This is a genomic window from Sorangium sp. So ce296, assembly GCF_051529605.1.
GTDB classification, from domain to species: domain Bacteria; phylum Myxococcota_A; class Polyangia; order Polyangiales; family Polyangiaceae; genus Sorangium; species Sorangium cellulosum_D.
In genome coordinates this window covers 4,325,180-4,341,374 of sequence record NZ_CP150325.1, presented here as the reverse complement: position 1 = coordinate 4,341,374, position 16,195 = coordinate 4,325,180, and the positions used below count along the sequence as shown (strand labels likewise).

Sequence of the window (16,195 nt, the reverse complement as noted above, 5' to 3'; positions counted from 1 at the left end):
CCGCGTTGGGCATTGCCGCTGCGCTGGGCATTGCCGCTGCGGGTGAATCTCGAACGAGATGCGCGCGGAGCGGATAAGTTCATTCGATGCGCGTCAGGCAGCGCGTCGAGGGTGTTTCTTGCTCCGGACTGGCATGTTCGTCAAGTCGATTGTGCATCGCAAGCGGGCATGAGCCTCATCAAGGTGCGATATGCACAGATGCGAAGTCACGATGGTGGTTTGACCCCGACATGGGTCGAGGCACCTACGGGCGCGATCGAAAGGCGCGCCAGGCGCGCGAATAGCGCCGAAGATCGCCCATGATCCGCGGGCCGCGCCGGCCGCGCTCGGCAGGAGAGCGCGCTCGAAGAGCTGGAGTGAGATCAAGGAGGGGCCGCGCGCCACCAGGGCCGCACAAGGCTCCTCCTGGCGTGAAGCGACTCGAGCCGATCGAAGCAGCGCGGACGGGCGAGCGCTGCACAGCGCCCCCGCCGTGGGGGCCTGCGCTCCCTCTGCCGCGTCACGTCTCGGCCGGTGCGCGCTGCCCTGGGCATCGCGCACCGATGGCTCCCCGGGGTCGTCAGCGCCCGTCAGCGGTCGAGGAAAGCTATGGTATGGCGGATCGTAAGAGCGTGAAAATCTCGGGTTTCATCGTAATCACCCTCGCGAGAGGGTGATGGCCGACTGACCGACCGACACGGAGCGACAACCCTCGATCGCTCCGAGGCGCGATCGGGCTGGGCGGCACGCAGGCCGAGGCCCCGCGTTCCGTCGAGCGGCTGCCAGCGGAGCCGGTGCGCGTGCGGATCGCGGAACGACCTTGCGCCCAGCGCGGGTAGGGCGCGCCCGCCGCTCCCGCCAGCGCGCCATCGCGCGCGCCCGCGGCGATCGAACGAACGGAGCCGGGGTCGATCCCGGCGACGAAGAGAGCGGTGCGCATGAGACAACCCCCACGCAGGGCAAAGCCGAAGAATGCGACGATTGTGAGCGCTAACAACTCGGATGTCAATTCCGATCCGCCCTCCCACGGCGTCGCACTTGCGGAATGGCGCGCGCGTAGCTCTCGCGGAGGTGATCCACCAGCGCGAAGGCAAGGTGGTGGCCGCGGAACGCACATCCTGCGCCATGACAGCCCGCGCAGGCAGCGCACGGACACGGCCGCAGGCCCTCTGATATCCTGCAAAGCCTCCGAGGAGGCTCTGCCCAGATGACCCCTGAGACCGTCGACATCCTCGATCCGGACCTTTACCTCGCGGGCGCGCCGCACGACCGCTTCGAGATCCTCCGCCGGGAGGCGCCCGTCTACTGGCACCCCGAGCCGGGGGGCCGGGGGTTCTGGGCGATCACGCGGCACGACGACGTCGCCCGCATCTCGCGCGACCCGGCCGCGTTCTGCTCGGGGCGCGGCCTCTTCATCGAGGATTTCGCGCCCGGGGACATGCGCGACAACCCCGATGTCATGATCATGATGGACCCGCCCAGGCACGGCCGCTTCCGGGCGCTGGTCAGCAAGGGGTTCACGCCCCGTGTCATCCAGCGCCTCGAGGCGCGCGTGCGAGAGCTCGTGACGCGGCTCATCGACGAGGCCTGCGCGCGCGGCGGGTGCGATTTCGCCAGCGACATCGCGGGCAGGCTGCCCCTGACCGTGATCCTCGAGATGCTCGGCGTCCCCCGCGAGGACCAGGAGCAGATGCTCGACTGGACGATGCGGTTCTTCGGGGCCAGCGACCCCGATTATCGCATCACGCCCGAGGAGCTGAACACCGTGCTCCGCAACATGAACGCCTACGCCCACGGGCTCGCGGAGGAGCGGCGGAGGTCGCCCAAGGACGACATGCTGAGCCTGCTCATGGCCGCCGAGGTGGACGGCGAGAGGCTCTCTTACACGGAGTTCGGCGGCTTCTTCAACCTGCTGCTGACGGCCGGCCACGACACCACGAAGAACCTCATCACGAACGGGATGCTCGCCCTGATCGAGCACCCCGACCAGCGCCGGCGCCTGCTCGACGACCCGTCGCTCCTCCCGACCGCCATCGAGGAGATGCTGCGCTTCTCGCCGCCGGTCCATTATTTCCGGCGCTCGGCGGTGCGGGACACCGAGCTTCGCGGGCAGCGGATCGCGGCGGGGGACAAGGTGGTCCTGTGGTACGTCTCGGCCAACCGCGACGAGGAGGTCTTCCGGGATCCCCACACGTTCGATGTCGGCCGGACGCCCAACGAGCACCTCTCCTTCGGCGTCGGCCCCCACGTGTGCCTCGGCCTCGCGCTCGCGCGCCTGGAGGCGCGGGTCGCCTTCGAGGAGCTCCTGCGAAGGCTCCCTGATCTCGAGCTCGCCGGGCCGGTCGTGCGGCTCCGCTCGAACTGGGTGAGCGGCGTGAAATCGATGCCCGTCCGCTGCGCGCGCCCTGACGGGTAGCGCGCGGCGCGACGGCCGCTCATGACCCGTTCTTCTCGCTGAAGCGGTACACGACCGTCCCGAAGGCGTGCACGAGCCCGGAGGCGCTGCCGGCGACGGTGACGTCGGTCCAGCAGATCCGCGCGTCGCGCGCGCGCACGACGGCGCGCGCGACGAGCTCGTCTCCGGGCAACGCCCCGAGGAACTGCGCGCTCAGGGCGATGGTGGCGCCCGAAGCCCCCGGCGACGGCGGGACGGCCGTCCATGGGCAGGTGGCGCCTGCGGCGTCGATGAGCGTCAGGACGGCCCCTTCGTGCATGGCGCCGCCGCCGTCGAGGTTCGTCGCTGCGGGGGCCATCGCCATCTCGATCGCCCCGCGGCGCATGCCCAGGAGGCGCAGCTGCCTTCGCGACAGGAAGGGGCTGCCGGCCATCGCCGCGCGGATCGCCCCAGCGACGCCGCTCGCCGCCCCGTCGGCGGGCGCGACGAAGGCGGGCCCTCCGTCGGGGGGATCGGCGAGGGGAGGGGCCTCCGCCGGCGCGCTCCCGGCCTCGCTCACGGTCGACGACGCGTGGGCCACCGCGTTTCCGTCTGCGTCCCTGATGAGCGCCTCGAAGAAGCCCAGCTCGCGCACGCGGCGCACGGCGCGCGCCTCGACCGTCACCGCCTTGCGCGCCGCGCGCACGTAGCCCACGTGCATCGAGACGGTGCGGAGCGGCGGCGTGACCGCGCGGGCGGGCTCGCGCGCGATGGCGTGCGCGGCGATCGGCACGAGCGACGCGAGCGCGCCGCCGTGGACCAGCCCGAACATGGTATTCCGCTCGTCGAAGGGCAGGACAAGGCGCGATTGCGCGTCGTCGGCGGCCTCGACCTTCACCCCGAGGTCGGCCGGGTAGGAGCCGTCCTCGAACTGCGTCCTGATGATCTCGGTCATGCCGTAGTCTCCAGGGATCGGCCGGAGTCGTCCAGCCTCGCGCGCCTTGCGCGGCGCCCTCCGGCCGCCCGCCTTGCGCGGCGCTCTCCGGCCGCGCGCCGTCGCGGACAGCGCTGCTCGGTGAGCGGGGGAGAGCGCCGCGCGCCGCGCCCCCGACAGGCCTGGCTCCGCACCTGGGCGACGCGGTACGGTCACCCGTGACCGAGACTGTCCTGCTCATCGACGACGATCCGGGGTTCCGCGACGCCTACCGCGAGCTGCTCGCGCAGGAGGGGTACGCGGTCGCGGAGGCCGGGGCCGCCCCGAAGGCGCTCGCGGAGCTCCGCCGCACGAGCGCGCGCCTCGTCGTGCTCGACCTGATGCTGCCGCCGTCGGGCCGCCCCGAGGAAGGCGCCGCGCTCGCCGACAAGATCCTCGCCGAGCGGCCCGCGGCCAAGGTGATCGTGGTCTCCGGCGCGGGCGAGACGCCGCTCGCCTTGCGCCTCGTCGAGCGCGGCGCGTACGACTTCCTGGCCAAGCCCGTCGATCCGGACGTGCTGCTCGCCGTGGTCGCGCGCGCGGCGGCGCGCCTCGCGCTGGAGGACCGCGTGACGGAGCTCGAGCGCTCGCTCACCGCCCGCGAGGGCGACGCCTCGGCGCTGCTCGGGCAGTCGCCGGCCTTCCTCGAGGCGAAGACGCTCTGCGAGCGCGCGGCGCCGACCGACGTGCCGGTGCTCATCACGGGCGAGTCCGGGACGGGCAAGGAGGTGTTCGCCCGCTACCTGCACGCGAGGAGCCGGCGGAAGGACAAGCCGTTCATCGCGGTCAACTGCGGCGCGCTCGCGCCGACCCTCCTGGAGTCGACGCTGTTCGGCCACAAGAAAGGCGCCTTCACGAGCGCGATCAAGGACGCTCCTGGCCTGTTCGTCGAGGTCGACGGGGGGACGCTCTTCCTCGACGAGATCGGCGACATGGATCCTGCGCTGCAGGTGAAGCTCTTGCGGGTGCTCGAGACGGGCGAGATCCTGCCCGTCGGCGCGGCGCGCCCGCTGACGGTGGACGTGCGCATCGTGTCGGCCACCCACCGGTCGCTGGAGTCGATGGTCGCGAACAAGACGTTCCGCGACGACCTCTACTGGCGCGTGCGCGGGATCGAGATCGGCTTGCCGCGCCTGGCGGATCGCGTGGGCGACCTGCCGCTGCTCGCGCAGCACTTCCTGAACCTGTCGCGCGCGCTCGTGCCGCGCTCGCCCGCGACCGCGATCTCGCCCGGCGCGATGCGGCGGCTCGAGGCCTGCGACTGGCCCGGCAACCTGCGCGAGCTCCGGCACGAGATGCAGCGCGCGCTCGTGATGGCCGGGGGCAGGGGAGAGATCCTCGAGGAGGACCTCTCGCCGGCGCGGCGAGGGGGCGCGCCCGCGGCGTCTCCAGGCGACGAGCCGGCCGAGGGGGCGACGCTGGAAGAGAAGATCGCGGCGCTGGAGCGGCGGGAGATCGCCGCCGCGCTGCGGGCGACCCAGGGGAACAAGAGCCAGGCGGCGGCGCGGCTCGGGCTGTCGCGCCAGGGGCTGCTCAACAAGATGGATCGCCACGGGCTGAAGTGAGCTGGGAGCCGGCGCCATGGCGGCTCGGGCGCCGTCCCGAGCGGCGCGCCTGCCCGGGTTGCCAGGTGGGCTCAGGAGGCCTGTTCGGCGCCTGGATCCGGAGCATCGAGGGAGGGAGCCGCTGGCTTCGTAGCGTCGTCGGCGGGCCCCGGTAGAGAGAGGACCAGGGCTCGGAAGGCTTCGTCCTGGGGCAGCGGGTGGATGTCGGCGTCCTTGAGCTCTGCCTGCCGAAGCTTTTCTCCTCCGAGCTGGATCGCCTTCGCGAGCAAGGCTCGCGCGTCCGCCTCGCGGCCTAGGAGGAACGCGATATATCCGGCATTGCCGAGGGCGATGGGAGATTCAGGTGTGCGAGCCAACGCAGAAGAGATGGTTGCTTCTGCCTCCCGAAGGAGCGAGCGGGCAGAATTGTCGTCATCTTTCCAGTGCCGCTTGGCCTGCACGAGCTGATTGAAGCCAATAAAGTTGAGAGACTGTGCTACCGGTGTGTTCAGCTTGGCCTCTTTAGAATCACCGAACCGGCGTACGACCTCACCGCAGACTGCCATCGCTTCGTCGATGCGATCCATGGAATTAAGCAGGGCACTCTTGTTGAGCAGCGCCCGAGCTACCTGCGCGCGCAGCGCGGGCTCGGGCGCATCGCCGAACCGACGCACCACCTCGTCGTAGACTGCGAGTGCCTCCTCCCCTCGCTTAGAAGCGCTGAGCCGGACGCTCGTATTGATAAGCGCCCGTGCCACGAGCGCGCGCAGCGCGGGCTCGGGCGCGTCGCCGAACCGACGCACCACCTCGTCGCGTATCGCGAGCGCCTCCTCTACCCGAGATAAGTCAGCAAGGCAGATGCCTTTGTTGAGCAGTGCCCGTGCGACATGCATGCGGAGCGCGGGCCTTGGGCCAGCTGTTGGCGCAGAGGCAGCGCGACAGCATCCCCGAAGCGGCGGATCAGCTCATCGTACGCCGCGAGCTCCTCCTCGCCTCTGTTCAATTCGCCGAGTACGGCCCCCTTGTTGAATAGCGCCTGTGCTACTTGCTCGTGAAAAGATGGCTCGGAGGCATCCGCGAAGCGGCGGATGAGCTCATCGTATGTTGCCAGCGCCTGCTCGCCTCTCCTTGAGATGCTGAGCGTGACGCCCTTATTGAGCAGCGCTTGCGCCAGCTGTTGGCGCAGAGGCAGCTCGGGGGCATCCGCGAAGCGGCGGATGAGCTCGTCGTACGCCGCCAGTGCATCTTTGTTCCTACTTGAGATGCTGAATGTCGTACCTTTATTGAACAGCGCTTGAGCCACTTGCTCACGCAGAGGCAGCTCGGGGGCATCCCCGAAGCGACGGAGCAGCTCGTCGTACGTCGCCAGTGCCTCTTCGCCTCTGTTCAATGTGTCGAGTGTGACGCCCTTGTTGAACAGCGCTTGAGCCACTTGCTCACGCAGGGGCAGCTCGGGGGCATCCCCGAAGCGGCGGAGCAGCTCGTCGTACGTGGCCAACTCCTCCTCGCTCCTCTTCAACTCGCCGAGCGCGACGCCTTTGTTGAACAGTGCTTGCACCACGTGCTCGCGCAGAGATGTCTCGGGGGCATCCCCGAAGCGGCGGATCAGCTCATCGTATGTCGCCAGCGCTTCCTCGCTCCGGCCCAAGGTGCCGAGCTCAATGCCTTTGTTGAGTAGTGCGTGAGCTATCCGCTCTTGCAGCGATAGCTCCTGCGCATCGCCGAATCGCCTGAGCAGCTCGTCGTACGCGATCAGCTCCTCTTCGAAGCGATTCAACTTGCCGAGCAGGTATCCTTTGTTGATTAAGGCGATCGCTACTTGCTCGCGCTGCTCAGGCTCTGCTGCGTCGCCGAAACGATGGATGGCTTGTTCATACGCGAACAGCTCTTCCTCGCGGCGTCCCAGCTCTCCGAGAGCGAGCCCCTTGCCGACGATCGAAATCGCCACAGCGTTCTGGGCCTCTGCGTCGCTCAGGTTGCCGAAGCGATGCGCAACCCGCTCGTAGACGGTAATGGCCTCGGTAAGTCGCCTGCGTTCAACCAGGAAATTTGCATAGAAGAGCTGGAACATGGGCATGTCCGGCCTTTGCTGGATCATCTCCAGAAGATCCTTCTCGCTCTTCAGCTTGCGGAGGAGCTCCTCCTCAACCTCCTGCTTCTGCGCCTCATCCATGCTGTCCAGCATGTTCTGCGCGTCTTCTGCGCTCTCGTGCTCGAGGCACTCGGCGAACTGCCGGAACGCCTGCGCCAGCGAGCCCGTCTCGATGCCCGCCTGCTCCTCGGCCGCGATCCGCTCGCCGTACGCGTAGTAGCTCTGGTGCGGGATCCGGACCAGGTTGAAGTACGTCTCCAAGTCGCAGATCTCGAGCCCGTACGCCTCCCGGAACATCCGCTCGAACGCCCCCCGCGCCCGCGCGACCCAGTGCCGCTTCAGCGACTCTTCGCTGTTCTCCACCCTGGACAGCAGCGGAAAGATCGGCAGCGATCGCGCGTCCGCCGAGGCTTTCCGCTCCTGCACGGATTGCCAGCCCGCCTCCAGAACGCCTTGCAGGGACTGCTCGTTGGGCGAGAACACCAGCACCAGCTTGTCCGGGAGCATCATCGTGCAGATGCTGCCGATATCCGTCACGCCCGTGCGCGAATCGATCAGCACGTAATCGTATCGCCGCGCGAGCTCCGCGGCCAACGCCGGGAAGACCTCCGCGTAGGCATCGTAGAACGCCTGCCAGTCGAACCTGCGCACCCGCTCCGGGTAGGCGTCATCAAACCGCGCCGCGGCCATGAACTCGATCTCGGCCGGCCTTCCCCTCTTCACGTTCGGGTTTCTGAGCCGAACCTGGTAGAGGTACTTCTGCCTGTCGAGGAGCTCCGCCAGGATCGCCGGAAGCTGCTCCTGCGCCGCCGGCTCCTGAAAGCCTCGGCCGTCGGGCCACGCGCGCTGCAGCCGCTCCCGGAGCTCATAGAAGAGCTCGATGACGCCGTCCTGCTGCTTCGACGGCGTGTACCGCTCGAACGAGCTCTCCGTCGTCGTCAGGAAGTAGCGATGCAGCCCCGGCGCCTCGAAGTCGAAATCGAGCGCCAGGACCTTCTTGCCCCGCTGTGCGGAGAGCGCCGCCACGTTGGCCAGCGCCATCGAGCGGCCAACGCCTCCCTTGAACGAGTAGAAGGTGACGACCTGCCCGCGATCGCGCTTTTGCATCACATCTTTCTTCAAGCTGCCCAGCGGCGTCTCTGCTCGGGTGCTGCCAGCGGGCGGAGCGGCCGGCGCGGCGGCATGCTCTTCCCCGTGAGGCTCTCGTTCGGTATCCGCCGCAGCAGCGCCCTCCGTGCCTCCTCGGCCGCAGGGTTGTTCGGGTCGTTGAGCCACGCCAGGAGCACCGGCTGCGCGCTCGGCTGGAGCCACATGCCCTGGAGGAGCGGGCCGGGATCCTGCCCGAGCGCTCTCGCGCGCTCCAGGAGGAGCGGGAGCTCTTCCGCCGCGGCCTTCGGGTCCTGGAGGCGCAACCCCACGAACGCGCGCGGGTGCCAGGCCGCAGGCCCATCGCGCCACAGGCGCCGCCAGAAATCTCGCACATCGGCGATCCCGGTGGGCTGCGGGACGGCGAGCGCGCCGAGGACCGCGCGCCCGAGCACGGACGTCGGATCGGCCGCGAGCGCCGCCTCGTGCCGTGCGAGCCAGGCGCGCAGCGGCGTGAAGGTCCCCGTCAACCCGAGGCGCGGCACGATCTCGAGCATGCCGCGCACGACAGGGCGCGCGGCCGCGCTGGTCGGAGATGCCTCCGGGCTCTTGAAGTAAGCGGCGATCGTCTCCTCCAGGCGTAGCCGGAACTCGGGATCCTCGCGCGCGATCCGCTCGAAGACCTCCTCGGCGCCCTCGCCGCGACGGTCATCGAGGGGCGGCCCCTCCGCTCCAGGCTCCGCGAGCCTCCGGCGGAGGAACCGGAGCAGCTCCGGGCCGCTCGGAGCAGACCGGACAGCATCGAGCCAGGCGGCGGAAGACGTGAGCGTCATCGGGGGGCGCTCCGGCTCAAGAAGGGGCGAGTGCTCCAATCCGAGGTGGGGACCGCCAGGCACTCGGCGTTCATCGCTCCAGCGGGTGTAATCTCTGCGATCACCTCCGGCAAGCCGGGGCCGTCGTCCTGCATGTCTCGGGCGTTCCCCCAGGGCTCGCCGGGCCGGTGCGCTGCGGGCGACCCAGGGGAACAAGAGCCAGGCGGCGGCGCGGCTCGGGCTGTCGCGCCACGGGCTGCTCAACAAGATGGATCGCCACGGGCTGAAGTGAGCTCGATCGCTCATGCAGTGATGAAGGAAAAGTTTGCTCCGATAAAACCGACATCGGATCTGCAGGCGACCGAAAAAACATGAGCCGCGCCGGGCGCGGGCCGGCACTGAAGGACCGAGAGCGCGGCTCGCCATGACCTGTCGCCGATCGGTGCGACGTCGGCCGCTCTGCACGCGCGATGTCGGTGGCTCGCTCCTCACGGGGGCGAGCGCTGCAGACGAGCAACTTCAGGAGGAGTCATGATGCTTAGCAGGATGGTGCTTGTGGGGTGCCTGTCGCTGGTCGGTTCCGCCCTCGCCGCGTGCGCGAACAGCGACGCGGATCGGCTCGGCGAGGGGAACGGCAACGTGGTCGTGAGCCCGCCGACGTCCGAGGGCGACGGCTGTACGCTCACCCAGGGCTACTGGAAGAACCACGAGGAGAGCTGGCCGGTGTCGTCGCTCACCATCGGAGGCGCGACGTACTCGCAGGAGGAGCTGCTCGAGCTCTTCCGGACGCCGCCGAAGGGCGACGCCAGCCTCATCCTGGGCCACCAGCTCATCGCCGCGCTGCTCAACGTGGGGAGCGGCGCGAGCGACGCGGCCCTCGACGGCGCCCTCGCGGATGCCGAGGCGTGGATGGCCGCCAACAAGGACGCCGACGGGCGGCTCCCGTACGGCGTGAAGCGCGGGGGCGCGGCCGACGAGGCCGTCTCGCTCTCGGGCTCGCTCGCGGACTTCAACGAGGGGGGCATCGGCCCGGGTCACTGCGACGACGGCCCTGGCAGCGGCTCCGGCAGCACGGGCGGCGGCGACGACTGCGGCTGCGGCGGCGACCCCGGCGACGGCTCGGGCAGCACCGGCACGGGAAGCAGCGACGGCGGCGAGGGCGGCGGCTGCTCGCACGGCGGCGAGGGCGGCAGCGACGGCGGCCAAGGCGGCAGCGACGGCGGCGAAGGTGGCAGCGGCGGCGACCCCGGCGGCGGCGAGGGCGGGTCCGGGTCGGAAGGCCCGGTGTGCTCGGATCCCTGCAGCGACGGCTGCGCCGACGGCTACGTCTGCATCCTCGGCTGCTGCGCGTTCGTTCCCAACTGAACCGCCTTCTATCAGGCGCACCGAACACGGCTCGCGCCCGCCGGCGATCCTCGCGTGACGGCGGCGCGGGCTCACACGCCTCGTCCTCGTCGCGCCGCCGCGCCGGCCACGCCCAGCGGCGGCGGCCTGCCCCGCGCGGCGTGTGCCGGTCGATGGGCGCGAGCCCGTCGCGACGCGTCCGACCTCGTCGAGCCGGCCGCCCGAGATACACCCCCCCAGCAACTCCCGCACGAGCGGTGGATCGAGGACGGTCGCGCGCCTGTCCATCTTTTGGATTGACGCCGCCAATGTGAACGCTCACATTGACGTCCGGGTATTCTTCCGCTTTGCCTTGGATAGGCGGTCATGCGCACCGAGCCTTTCCACGGGCGTCGGTCCGTATCGCACGCTCTGCCTTTCTTCCTGGAAGATTACATCTGCATGCGCTTGGACGACCGCGGGCGCTGGGTCGCATCGTCGAGCGTGATGCAGGTGGTGCTGCCAATCGCCGAAGCTCATCGCGGGATCGCCACGAGGCGAGTGCCGAAGGACGATTCGCGCGATCACGATGGGGTCCAGACCATGCTGAAACTGGGTGCTCGTTCCACTCTCCCTGCCGTCGCGTTTGTATTGCTCGCATGCTCGTCCGACACAGGCTCTCCCGGTGCGGGAGGTGGCGGCGCCGGGCAGGCCGCGGGTGGCACCGGCGGGGCCGGCGCTTCTACGACCAGCGCGGAAACCACCTCGACAGGGGTCACGAGCGCTGGCGGCGGCTCCGCCAGCAGCGCCAGCAGCGGGTCGACCGGGGGCGAATCGTCGGCGGGGGGCGGCGGGATGGGCGCCGGGGGCGCCGAGCCGACCGCGGCCAAGCCGAGCCCAGGCTGCGGCAAGTCGGGGAGGCCCGCGAACGGAACCGTGAAGGTCGACAACGATCACATCTACACGTTCCCGGACAGCTACGACGGCAGCACCCCTCTCCCGCTCTTGGTGGGCTTCCACGCCTGCGGCAACCCGATCGACCAGTTCATCAACCTCACGCGGGGGTCCGCCTTCGAGACCGAGTACGTGCGCGCCGTGGGGAGGTCGTCGGACGGGGGGGGATGCTGGAATTACAACAAGGATATCGCCAAGGTCCTTCGCATTTACGACGACCTCATGGACAACTACTGCATCGACATGGACCGTGTGTTCGCCACCGGCCACAGCTCCGGTGCCCAGATGATCGTGCAGATCTTGGCGCACAGGTCCGACGCCGAGCACCTGAATTTCAAGGCGGTCGCGCCCGTCGCGGCCTCCGATTACGGCGCGCTGCAGGTGTCCATGCCGGTGATGTACATCCAGGGCCAGAACGACACCGTCCGCGGGGGGGACGGGGCGAGCACGGTCGCCAGGTTCCGCACCGCCAACATGTGCCAGATGAGCTCGACGCCCTATTCCGAGGTCATGGGCTGCCAGAGCAGCGGCAAGACGGTGAACCCCGGCTGCATCTCCTACAGCGGCTGTTCGGCGCCGACGATCTGGTGCTCGCACGACGACCCCGCGTACAGCAATACGAGCCACGGCGTGCCGTGCTTCGCCATCCAGGCGATGTACGACTTCTTCACGGGCATGCCGTAAGGAAGCCCCGAGCCCGCTCGCTCGTCGCCCTCTATCACCTCCGTCACGGCGTCCGCCGCTCGCCCTCGAGCGACGCCGGAGCGCCGATCACGTCGATCGACCGAGACGTGAACCTCCACGGACGCCAAGACCGCCAAGGAGAGAACAAGATCTTGGCGTCTCGGCAGAGAGCGGTTTTCGCCCGTCTCTGATACATGCGTCGCAGAGCGGCTGTCACCCGCACAGGAGACGGGTCCAGCTCGGCGTTTTCGGCGCGGAAGCGCACTCCGGTGCGCTGAGCACCGAAAACGTCGAGATGGGCCCGTATCCGAAGCGGGTGACCGCCGCTCTAGAAGCACGCGAGCCCGCGGCGACCTTGCGTCGCCACGGGCTCGATGGGGAGGCTCCAGCGGGGAGCCCGCCTCGAGGGGAGCGGAGCTACTTCTCGAGCGTGAGCAGCCCGAGCTTGTAGGGCAAGCGCCCGTACTCCCCCCCGACGTTCGGATCCCTCCCCTGGTAGAGGAACCGCAGGTCGCACGGGTTGATGGTCATGCGCTCGTCGTGCCCGGAGCGGACCAGCTCGCCGTGGCTGATGTCGTCGCTCCAGTCCGCGCCATCGTACGTCACGTTCGCGGGGCCCGCGAAGGGCTTCGCCTTGGTGTCGGCCAGGGGGGCCCAGGGCCCATCGAGGCTCTCGGAGGTCCACGACCTGAAGAAGCGAGGGCTGTTGTCGAACGCCTCCACCAGGAGCAGGTACTTGTTCGACCCGTCGATCTTGTAGACGTTGCTGGCCTCGAACAAGAGCCCCGAGCTGGGGGCCGTCATGACGACCTCATAGCCTTCGAACTTCGGGAAGTTCTCGATGCTGACCTTGGAGCGGTAGAGCTTGCCGTCGTCCCGCGAGAAGAAGAGATGGCAGTTGGCGTCGTCGCAGATGGTCCAGAAGTCCAGCGCGCCGAGGACGTTCCCCATGGCGCCCGGCTCGCCCTTGAGCAGCGACTGGGGGCGGCTCCAGCCGTTCATGTTGTTGATGTCGTCGTTGGTCGAGTACCTGCCGTTCCACTGGTAGATGAGGTACCACTTGTTGTGCGGCCTGAAATAGAAGACCTGGGGCGCGACCGTGCTGCCGGTGGGCCAGCTCCCCATGAAGTGCTGCTCAGCGGCGTTCGCCTGAGGGAAGTCCGTGAAGCTCGTGTAGATCGACTGCCAGTTGTTGCTCGGAGCGGTCTCGAACACGGTGGCAAAGACGTGGTACTTGTTGTCGAAGAACACGATGGTCGGGTCCTTGACCGAGGCCCAGGTGCGGCCACCAGGCGCCTTGGGGCTGATCACCGGCTGGCTCGACTTCCACTTGAACGTGGTGGGCAGGTCGCAGGTCACCGGCGGGCTGCCCCCTTCGCCGCCGCCACCCCCTTCCCCTACGGAGCCGCCGGTCCCCGAAGCCGACGTGCTGCTGCTGCTCGTGCTCGTGGCGCCTCCCCCGCTCCCGGTGGCAGGCGACCCGCCGGTGCCCCCTCCGCCCGATCCCGTCGTGACGCCGGCGCTCGTCGTCGTGCTCGCCGAGCCGCTCGTCCCATCGGCGGGCTCCTGCCCGTCGTCCGGATCGCTGCCGCAACCGGCGAGCGCCGCGAGCACGCAGCCGAGGGCAGAGAGACCAAGGGTGAAGCGGTGGAGAGTAGGGAGTTGGCGGGGCAGATCGAGGTGAGTGGTCATGCTAGTCTCCAGAGGGATGCCCGACAGGGCCAGCGAGCTCCTCAGAGCCCGATCGTCGAGGTTGAAGCGGATGAGGAAGAAGGGCCCGGTGCACACGACGGCCCATCCAGGGCAAAGCCGAAGGATCCCCGGAGTCCTGATTGTGAGCGTTAACATGGCCGGCGTCAATCAGAAACGGGCGCGCGGCGGCGGCCGGCAGCGATGCTCGCGTGGGCTACCCTACGAGGAAGACGGCGTCCGCCGCCCTGGCAGGCGGGTCTGAGCCCGCGGTGCTGCTGCGGCAGACGACACCGCAGCTCCGAGCGCGTTGCGGCGCGGGACGGTGCTACTGGAAAGATGCGAGCTGAACTTCCCGGAGGCCGGAGCGCTCGAGCCAGCGGTGACGTCGTCGAGCGGGGTCCCCGCGCTCACTCGCTCAGCAATGGAGCGAGCCAGGGTGCGACCAGCGGAGCGTTGTCGGTTTGGACCTTCCTCTTCCATTCCTCGTCGGTGAGGCGCACCAGGCCGTCCTCGCGGACTTCGTGGTAGGCGGAGACGACGCCCGCGTACGCGCGGGGACCCTGGCAGGAGTCGACGGTCACCACCATCAGGAGCGGCATGCCGGTGCCCACGTGAAGCACGCTGGGCTGGCGAGGGACCGGCAAGTCGCCGCCGATGTCGGTGTGCACGTCGGTGATGGCGGGATCCATCTTCACGGCCTGCAGCGGGTCGAAGTGGAGCTCGCTGTACCAGCCGGAGTGGCCGAGGACGGTCCCGTCGCAGTTCACGTTGGCCGTGACGGCCCGGTTGATGAACGCGAGGTGCTCCGCGTTGTGCGGCTGGCCGCTGCGCTGGGCGCGCGCCATCTCGGCGAGCGTGAGGTTGATGCGCGCGACGCGCGCGAAGTAATCCTCGATCTGGCCGCCGAAGCTCGGATCGAGCTCGAGCGTGGCGGTGAGCTCCTGCGCGCGCTCGGCGAAGCGGACCACGGCCTCGAAGAACTCGGGGTAGGGGTCGACGTAGGCGTCGGGATACTCGCACGACGCGTTCGACGTATACGACTGCTTCACGTAAAGCACGTTGTTGTGGCGGAGCTGCGCCCACGAGCTGAGCTGGGTGTTGAGCAGCCGGCGGCCCCAGGCTTCGCTGCGGGCCACCGCGGGCAGGTCCGAAGGCGGGGCGCCCGCCGCGGGCGACAGCGTGCGGAGCGCGCCGAGCCAGCTCGTGTACAGGCTGCCCTCCCAGTACTGTTCGGGGTGCTCGTCGACCAAGAGGCGCACCGCGGAGAGCTCGCCGGGATAGCCTGCCTCGACGTCGAGCTCGTCGCCGAGCAGGCCGAGCGCCTGGTCGTTGCCCAGCGCGGCGAACGCCACGTCGAGCGGGTCGGGCACGACGCGCGTGGGCAGGCGGTCGTAGACGAGGTTCGAGAAGACGTGGCTGTCGACGGTGTAGCGCTGGCCGAACAGCGCGAAGCTCAGGTTCAAGGGGAAGGTGCTCGCGCCGCCGGCCTGTCGCCTCATCACGTGGCTGGCGATCCGCTGCTCGCCGAACTGACCCTCGACGAGCGCACCGGCGAGGGTCGCGTCGTCGACGGCGGCGATCCCGTCGGGCGCGTCGAGCGCGGTGAGCAGCTCGTCCACCTCCGGCAGCGTCATGTAGTCGTGCTCGCCCACGAACGCGCTGATGGTCGCGTCGATCGATTTGTATTCCGCGAACGTGCTCTCGTCGAGGAGCCGGCGCAGCGCGATGACGCTCTCGACCTGCCTGCGCCGCAAGATCTGCTTGCCGTCTTCTTGCGTCTCGAGCAGGCGAAAGTCGATGCGGCCGAGCCACATCATGCTGCGGAAGTAGCGCTCGAGCTCCGGGTCGCCGTCGTAGTGCCCGCGCGGCTTGAACTGGGAGAAGTCGATGTTCCGCTTCACGCCGAACAGCACGCGCTCCTGGATCCCCGCGGCGCGCGTGGCGGCGTCGACGAAGCTCTGCACCCCTGACGGCTCGCGGGAGTCGACCTTGCCGTTCAAGAGCGACACGGCCACGCCCAGGTAGAAGTTCAGATCGGACGCGACCTCCGGCTCCAGCCTGTCGGCCGCGTCGATCAGCGAGCTGCGAACGTCGGTCAGCAAGCGCTTGAGCCGAGGCCGCAGCGCCTTCTTCTCCAGCTGCTGGAGGATCTTGTCGTGCGAGCGGTAGATGGCCTCCAGCACCATGTCGCTGCTGATGAACACCGGCAGATCCTCCATGTAAATAGTGGAATAGCCGAGGGCGAACGACGAGAATTGGTGGCCCGCGGCGATGGCGAAGCCCATCTGCGACAGGCGCTCTTTCGGAGCGGTGTCAGCCGAGAAGAAGGCGTTCAGGATCGGGTCGAGGTTCGCCGCGGCGAGCGGGTCGTAACCGAGGTTCGGCGCGAACTCGACGGCGTGGCTCGCTCGCAGCTCGTCCGCGGTCGCCAGCCGCGCCTCGTCGAGCTCCTGGAGCAGCGGGTCGACGCTGGCCGGCGTGGAGACCGTGATCTCCGTGCCAGGGTCGATCTCGCTCGGCACATCGGCGATCGCGCTGGGATCGGGGCCGACGGGTCCACACGAGCTGGCGCAGAGCAGCGCCAGCAGGGGCAGGGTCACTCTGGTCCCGCGCCCGAGCCAGGTCATCGTCCTTCGCGTCATGCCATTCATGTCATGCCTCCCGCTCTCCCGGTCAAAATGT

At 69.0% G+C, this 16,195-nt stretch carries 11 protein-coding genes and 1 pseudogene; 5 read left to right on the top strand and 7 right to left on the bottom strand.

Annotation, left to right across the window (positions count from 1 at the left end):
* Positions 1-1,186: 1,186 nt before the first annotated feature.
* Positions 1,187-2,395: a cytochrome P450 gene (locus WME98_RS16260; RefSeq protein WP_437952110.1), complete on the top strand. Its 1,209-nt coding sequence runs from the start codon at positions 1,187-1,189 to the stop codon at positions 2,393-2,395.
* 19 nt (positions 2,396-2,414) lie between these two features.
* Here the strand turns inward: WME98_RS16260 and WME98_RS16255 are convergent, their stop codons facing one another.
* Positions 2,415-3,308: a PaaI family thioesterase gene (locus tag WME98_RS16255; protein ID WP_437952109.1), complete on the bottom strand. Its 894-nt coding sequence runs from the start codon at positions 3,306-3,308 to the stop codon at positions 2,415-2,417.
* A 197-nt stretch (positions 3,309-3,505) separates the two neighbouring features.
* Here WME98_RS16255 and WME98_RS16250 point away from each other — a divergent pair, with 197 nt between their 5' ends.
* A complete protein-coding gene (locus tag WME98_RS16250) occupies positions 3,506-4,891 on the top strand; it encodes a sigma-54-dependent transcriptional regulator (protein ID WP_437952108.1) in 1,386 nt (461 codons plus the stop codon).
* Between the two features lie 71 nt (positions 4,892-4,962).
* Here WME98_RS16250 and WME98_RS16245 read toward each other — a convergent pair whose 3' ends face one another.
* The 4 genes and pseudogenes from WME98_RS16245 to WME98_RS16230 form a co-directional block, all read right to left on the bottom strand.
* Positions 4,963-5,763: a tetratricopeptide repeat protein gene (locus tag WME98_RS16245; protein ID WP_437952107.1), complete on the bottom strand. Its 801-nt coding sequence runs from the start codon at positions 5,761-5,763 to the stop codon at positions 4,963-4,965.
* A complete protein-coding gene (locus WME98_RS16240) occupies positions 5,703-6,941 on the bottom strand; it encodes a tetratricopeptide repeat protein (RefSeq protein WP_437953990.1) in 1,239 nt (412 codons plus the stop codon). The genes WME98_RS16245 and WME98_RS16240 overlap by 61 nt, the downstream gene beginning before the upstream one ends.
* A gap of 528 nt (positions 6,942-7,469) precedes the next feature.
* A pseudogene (locus WME98_RS16235) lies at positions 7,470-8,069 on the bottom strand (KGGVGR-motif variant AAA ATPase); the annotation flags it as partial.
* Positions 8,070-8,080: 11 nt separating this feature from the next.
* On the bottom strand, positions 8,081-8,881 hold the full coding sequence (locus WME98_RS16230) for a hypothetical protein (RefSeq protein WP_437952106.1): 801 nt from the start codon (positions 8,879-8,881) through the stop codon (positions 8,081-8,083).
* Positions 8,882-8,975: 94 nt separating this feature from the next.
* Between WME98_RS16230 and WME98_RS16225 the strand changes: the two genes are divergently transcribed.
* The 3 genes from WME98_RS16225 (at position 8,976) to WME98_RS16215 (ending at position 11,821) form a co-directional block, all read left to right on the top strand.
* Positions 8,976-9,152 carry a helix-turn-helix domain-containing protein gene (locus tag WME98_RS16225; protein ID WP_437953989.1) on the top strand — a complete coding sequence of 59 codons (177 nt, stop codon included), beginning with the start codon at positions 8,976-8,978 and terminating at the stop codon, positions 9,150-9,152.
* Positions 9,153-9,391: 239 nt separating this feature from the next.
* On the top strand, positions 9,392-10,225 hold the full coding sequence (locus tag WME98_RS16220; protein WP_437952105.1) for a hypothetical protein: 834 nt from the start codon (positions 9,392-9,394) through the stop codon (positions 10,223-10,225).
* 813 nt (positions 10,226-11,038) lie between these two features.
* A complete protein-coding gene (locus WME98_RS16215) occupies positions 11,039-11,821 on the top strand; it encodes an alpha/beta hydrolase family esterase (RefSeq protein ID WP_437952104.1) in 783 nt (260 codons plus the stop codon).
* A gap of 417 nt (positions 11,822-12,238) precedes the next feature.
* Here WME98_RS16215 and WME98_RS16210 read toward each other — a convergent pair whose 3' ends face one another.
* Entirely contained in the window at positions 12,239-13,513 is a 1,275-nt protein-coding gene (locus WME98_RS16210; protein WP_437952103.1) for a non-reducing end alpha-L-arabinofuranosidase family hydrolase, read from the bottom strand.
* A gap of 407 nt (positions 13,514-13,920) precedes the next feature.
* Complete coding sequence (locus WME98_RS16205; RefSeq protein ID WP_437952102.1) at positions 13,921-16,155, bottom strand: DUF3160 domain-containing protein; 2,235 nt, start codon at positions 16,153-16,155, stop codon at positions 13,921-13,923.
* Between the last annotated feature and the right edge of the window lie 40 nt (positions 16,156-16,195).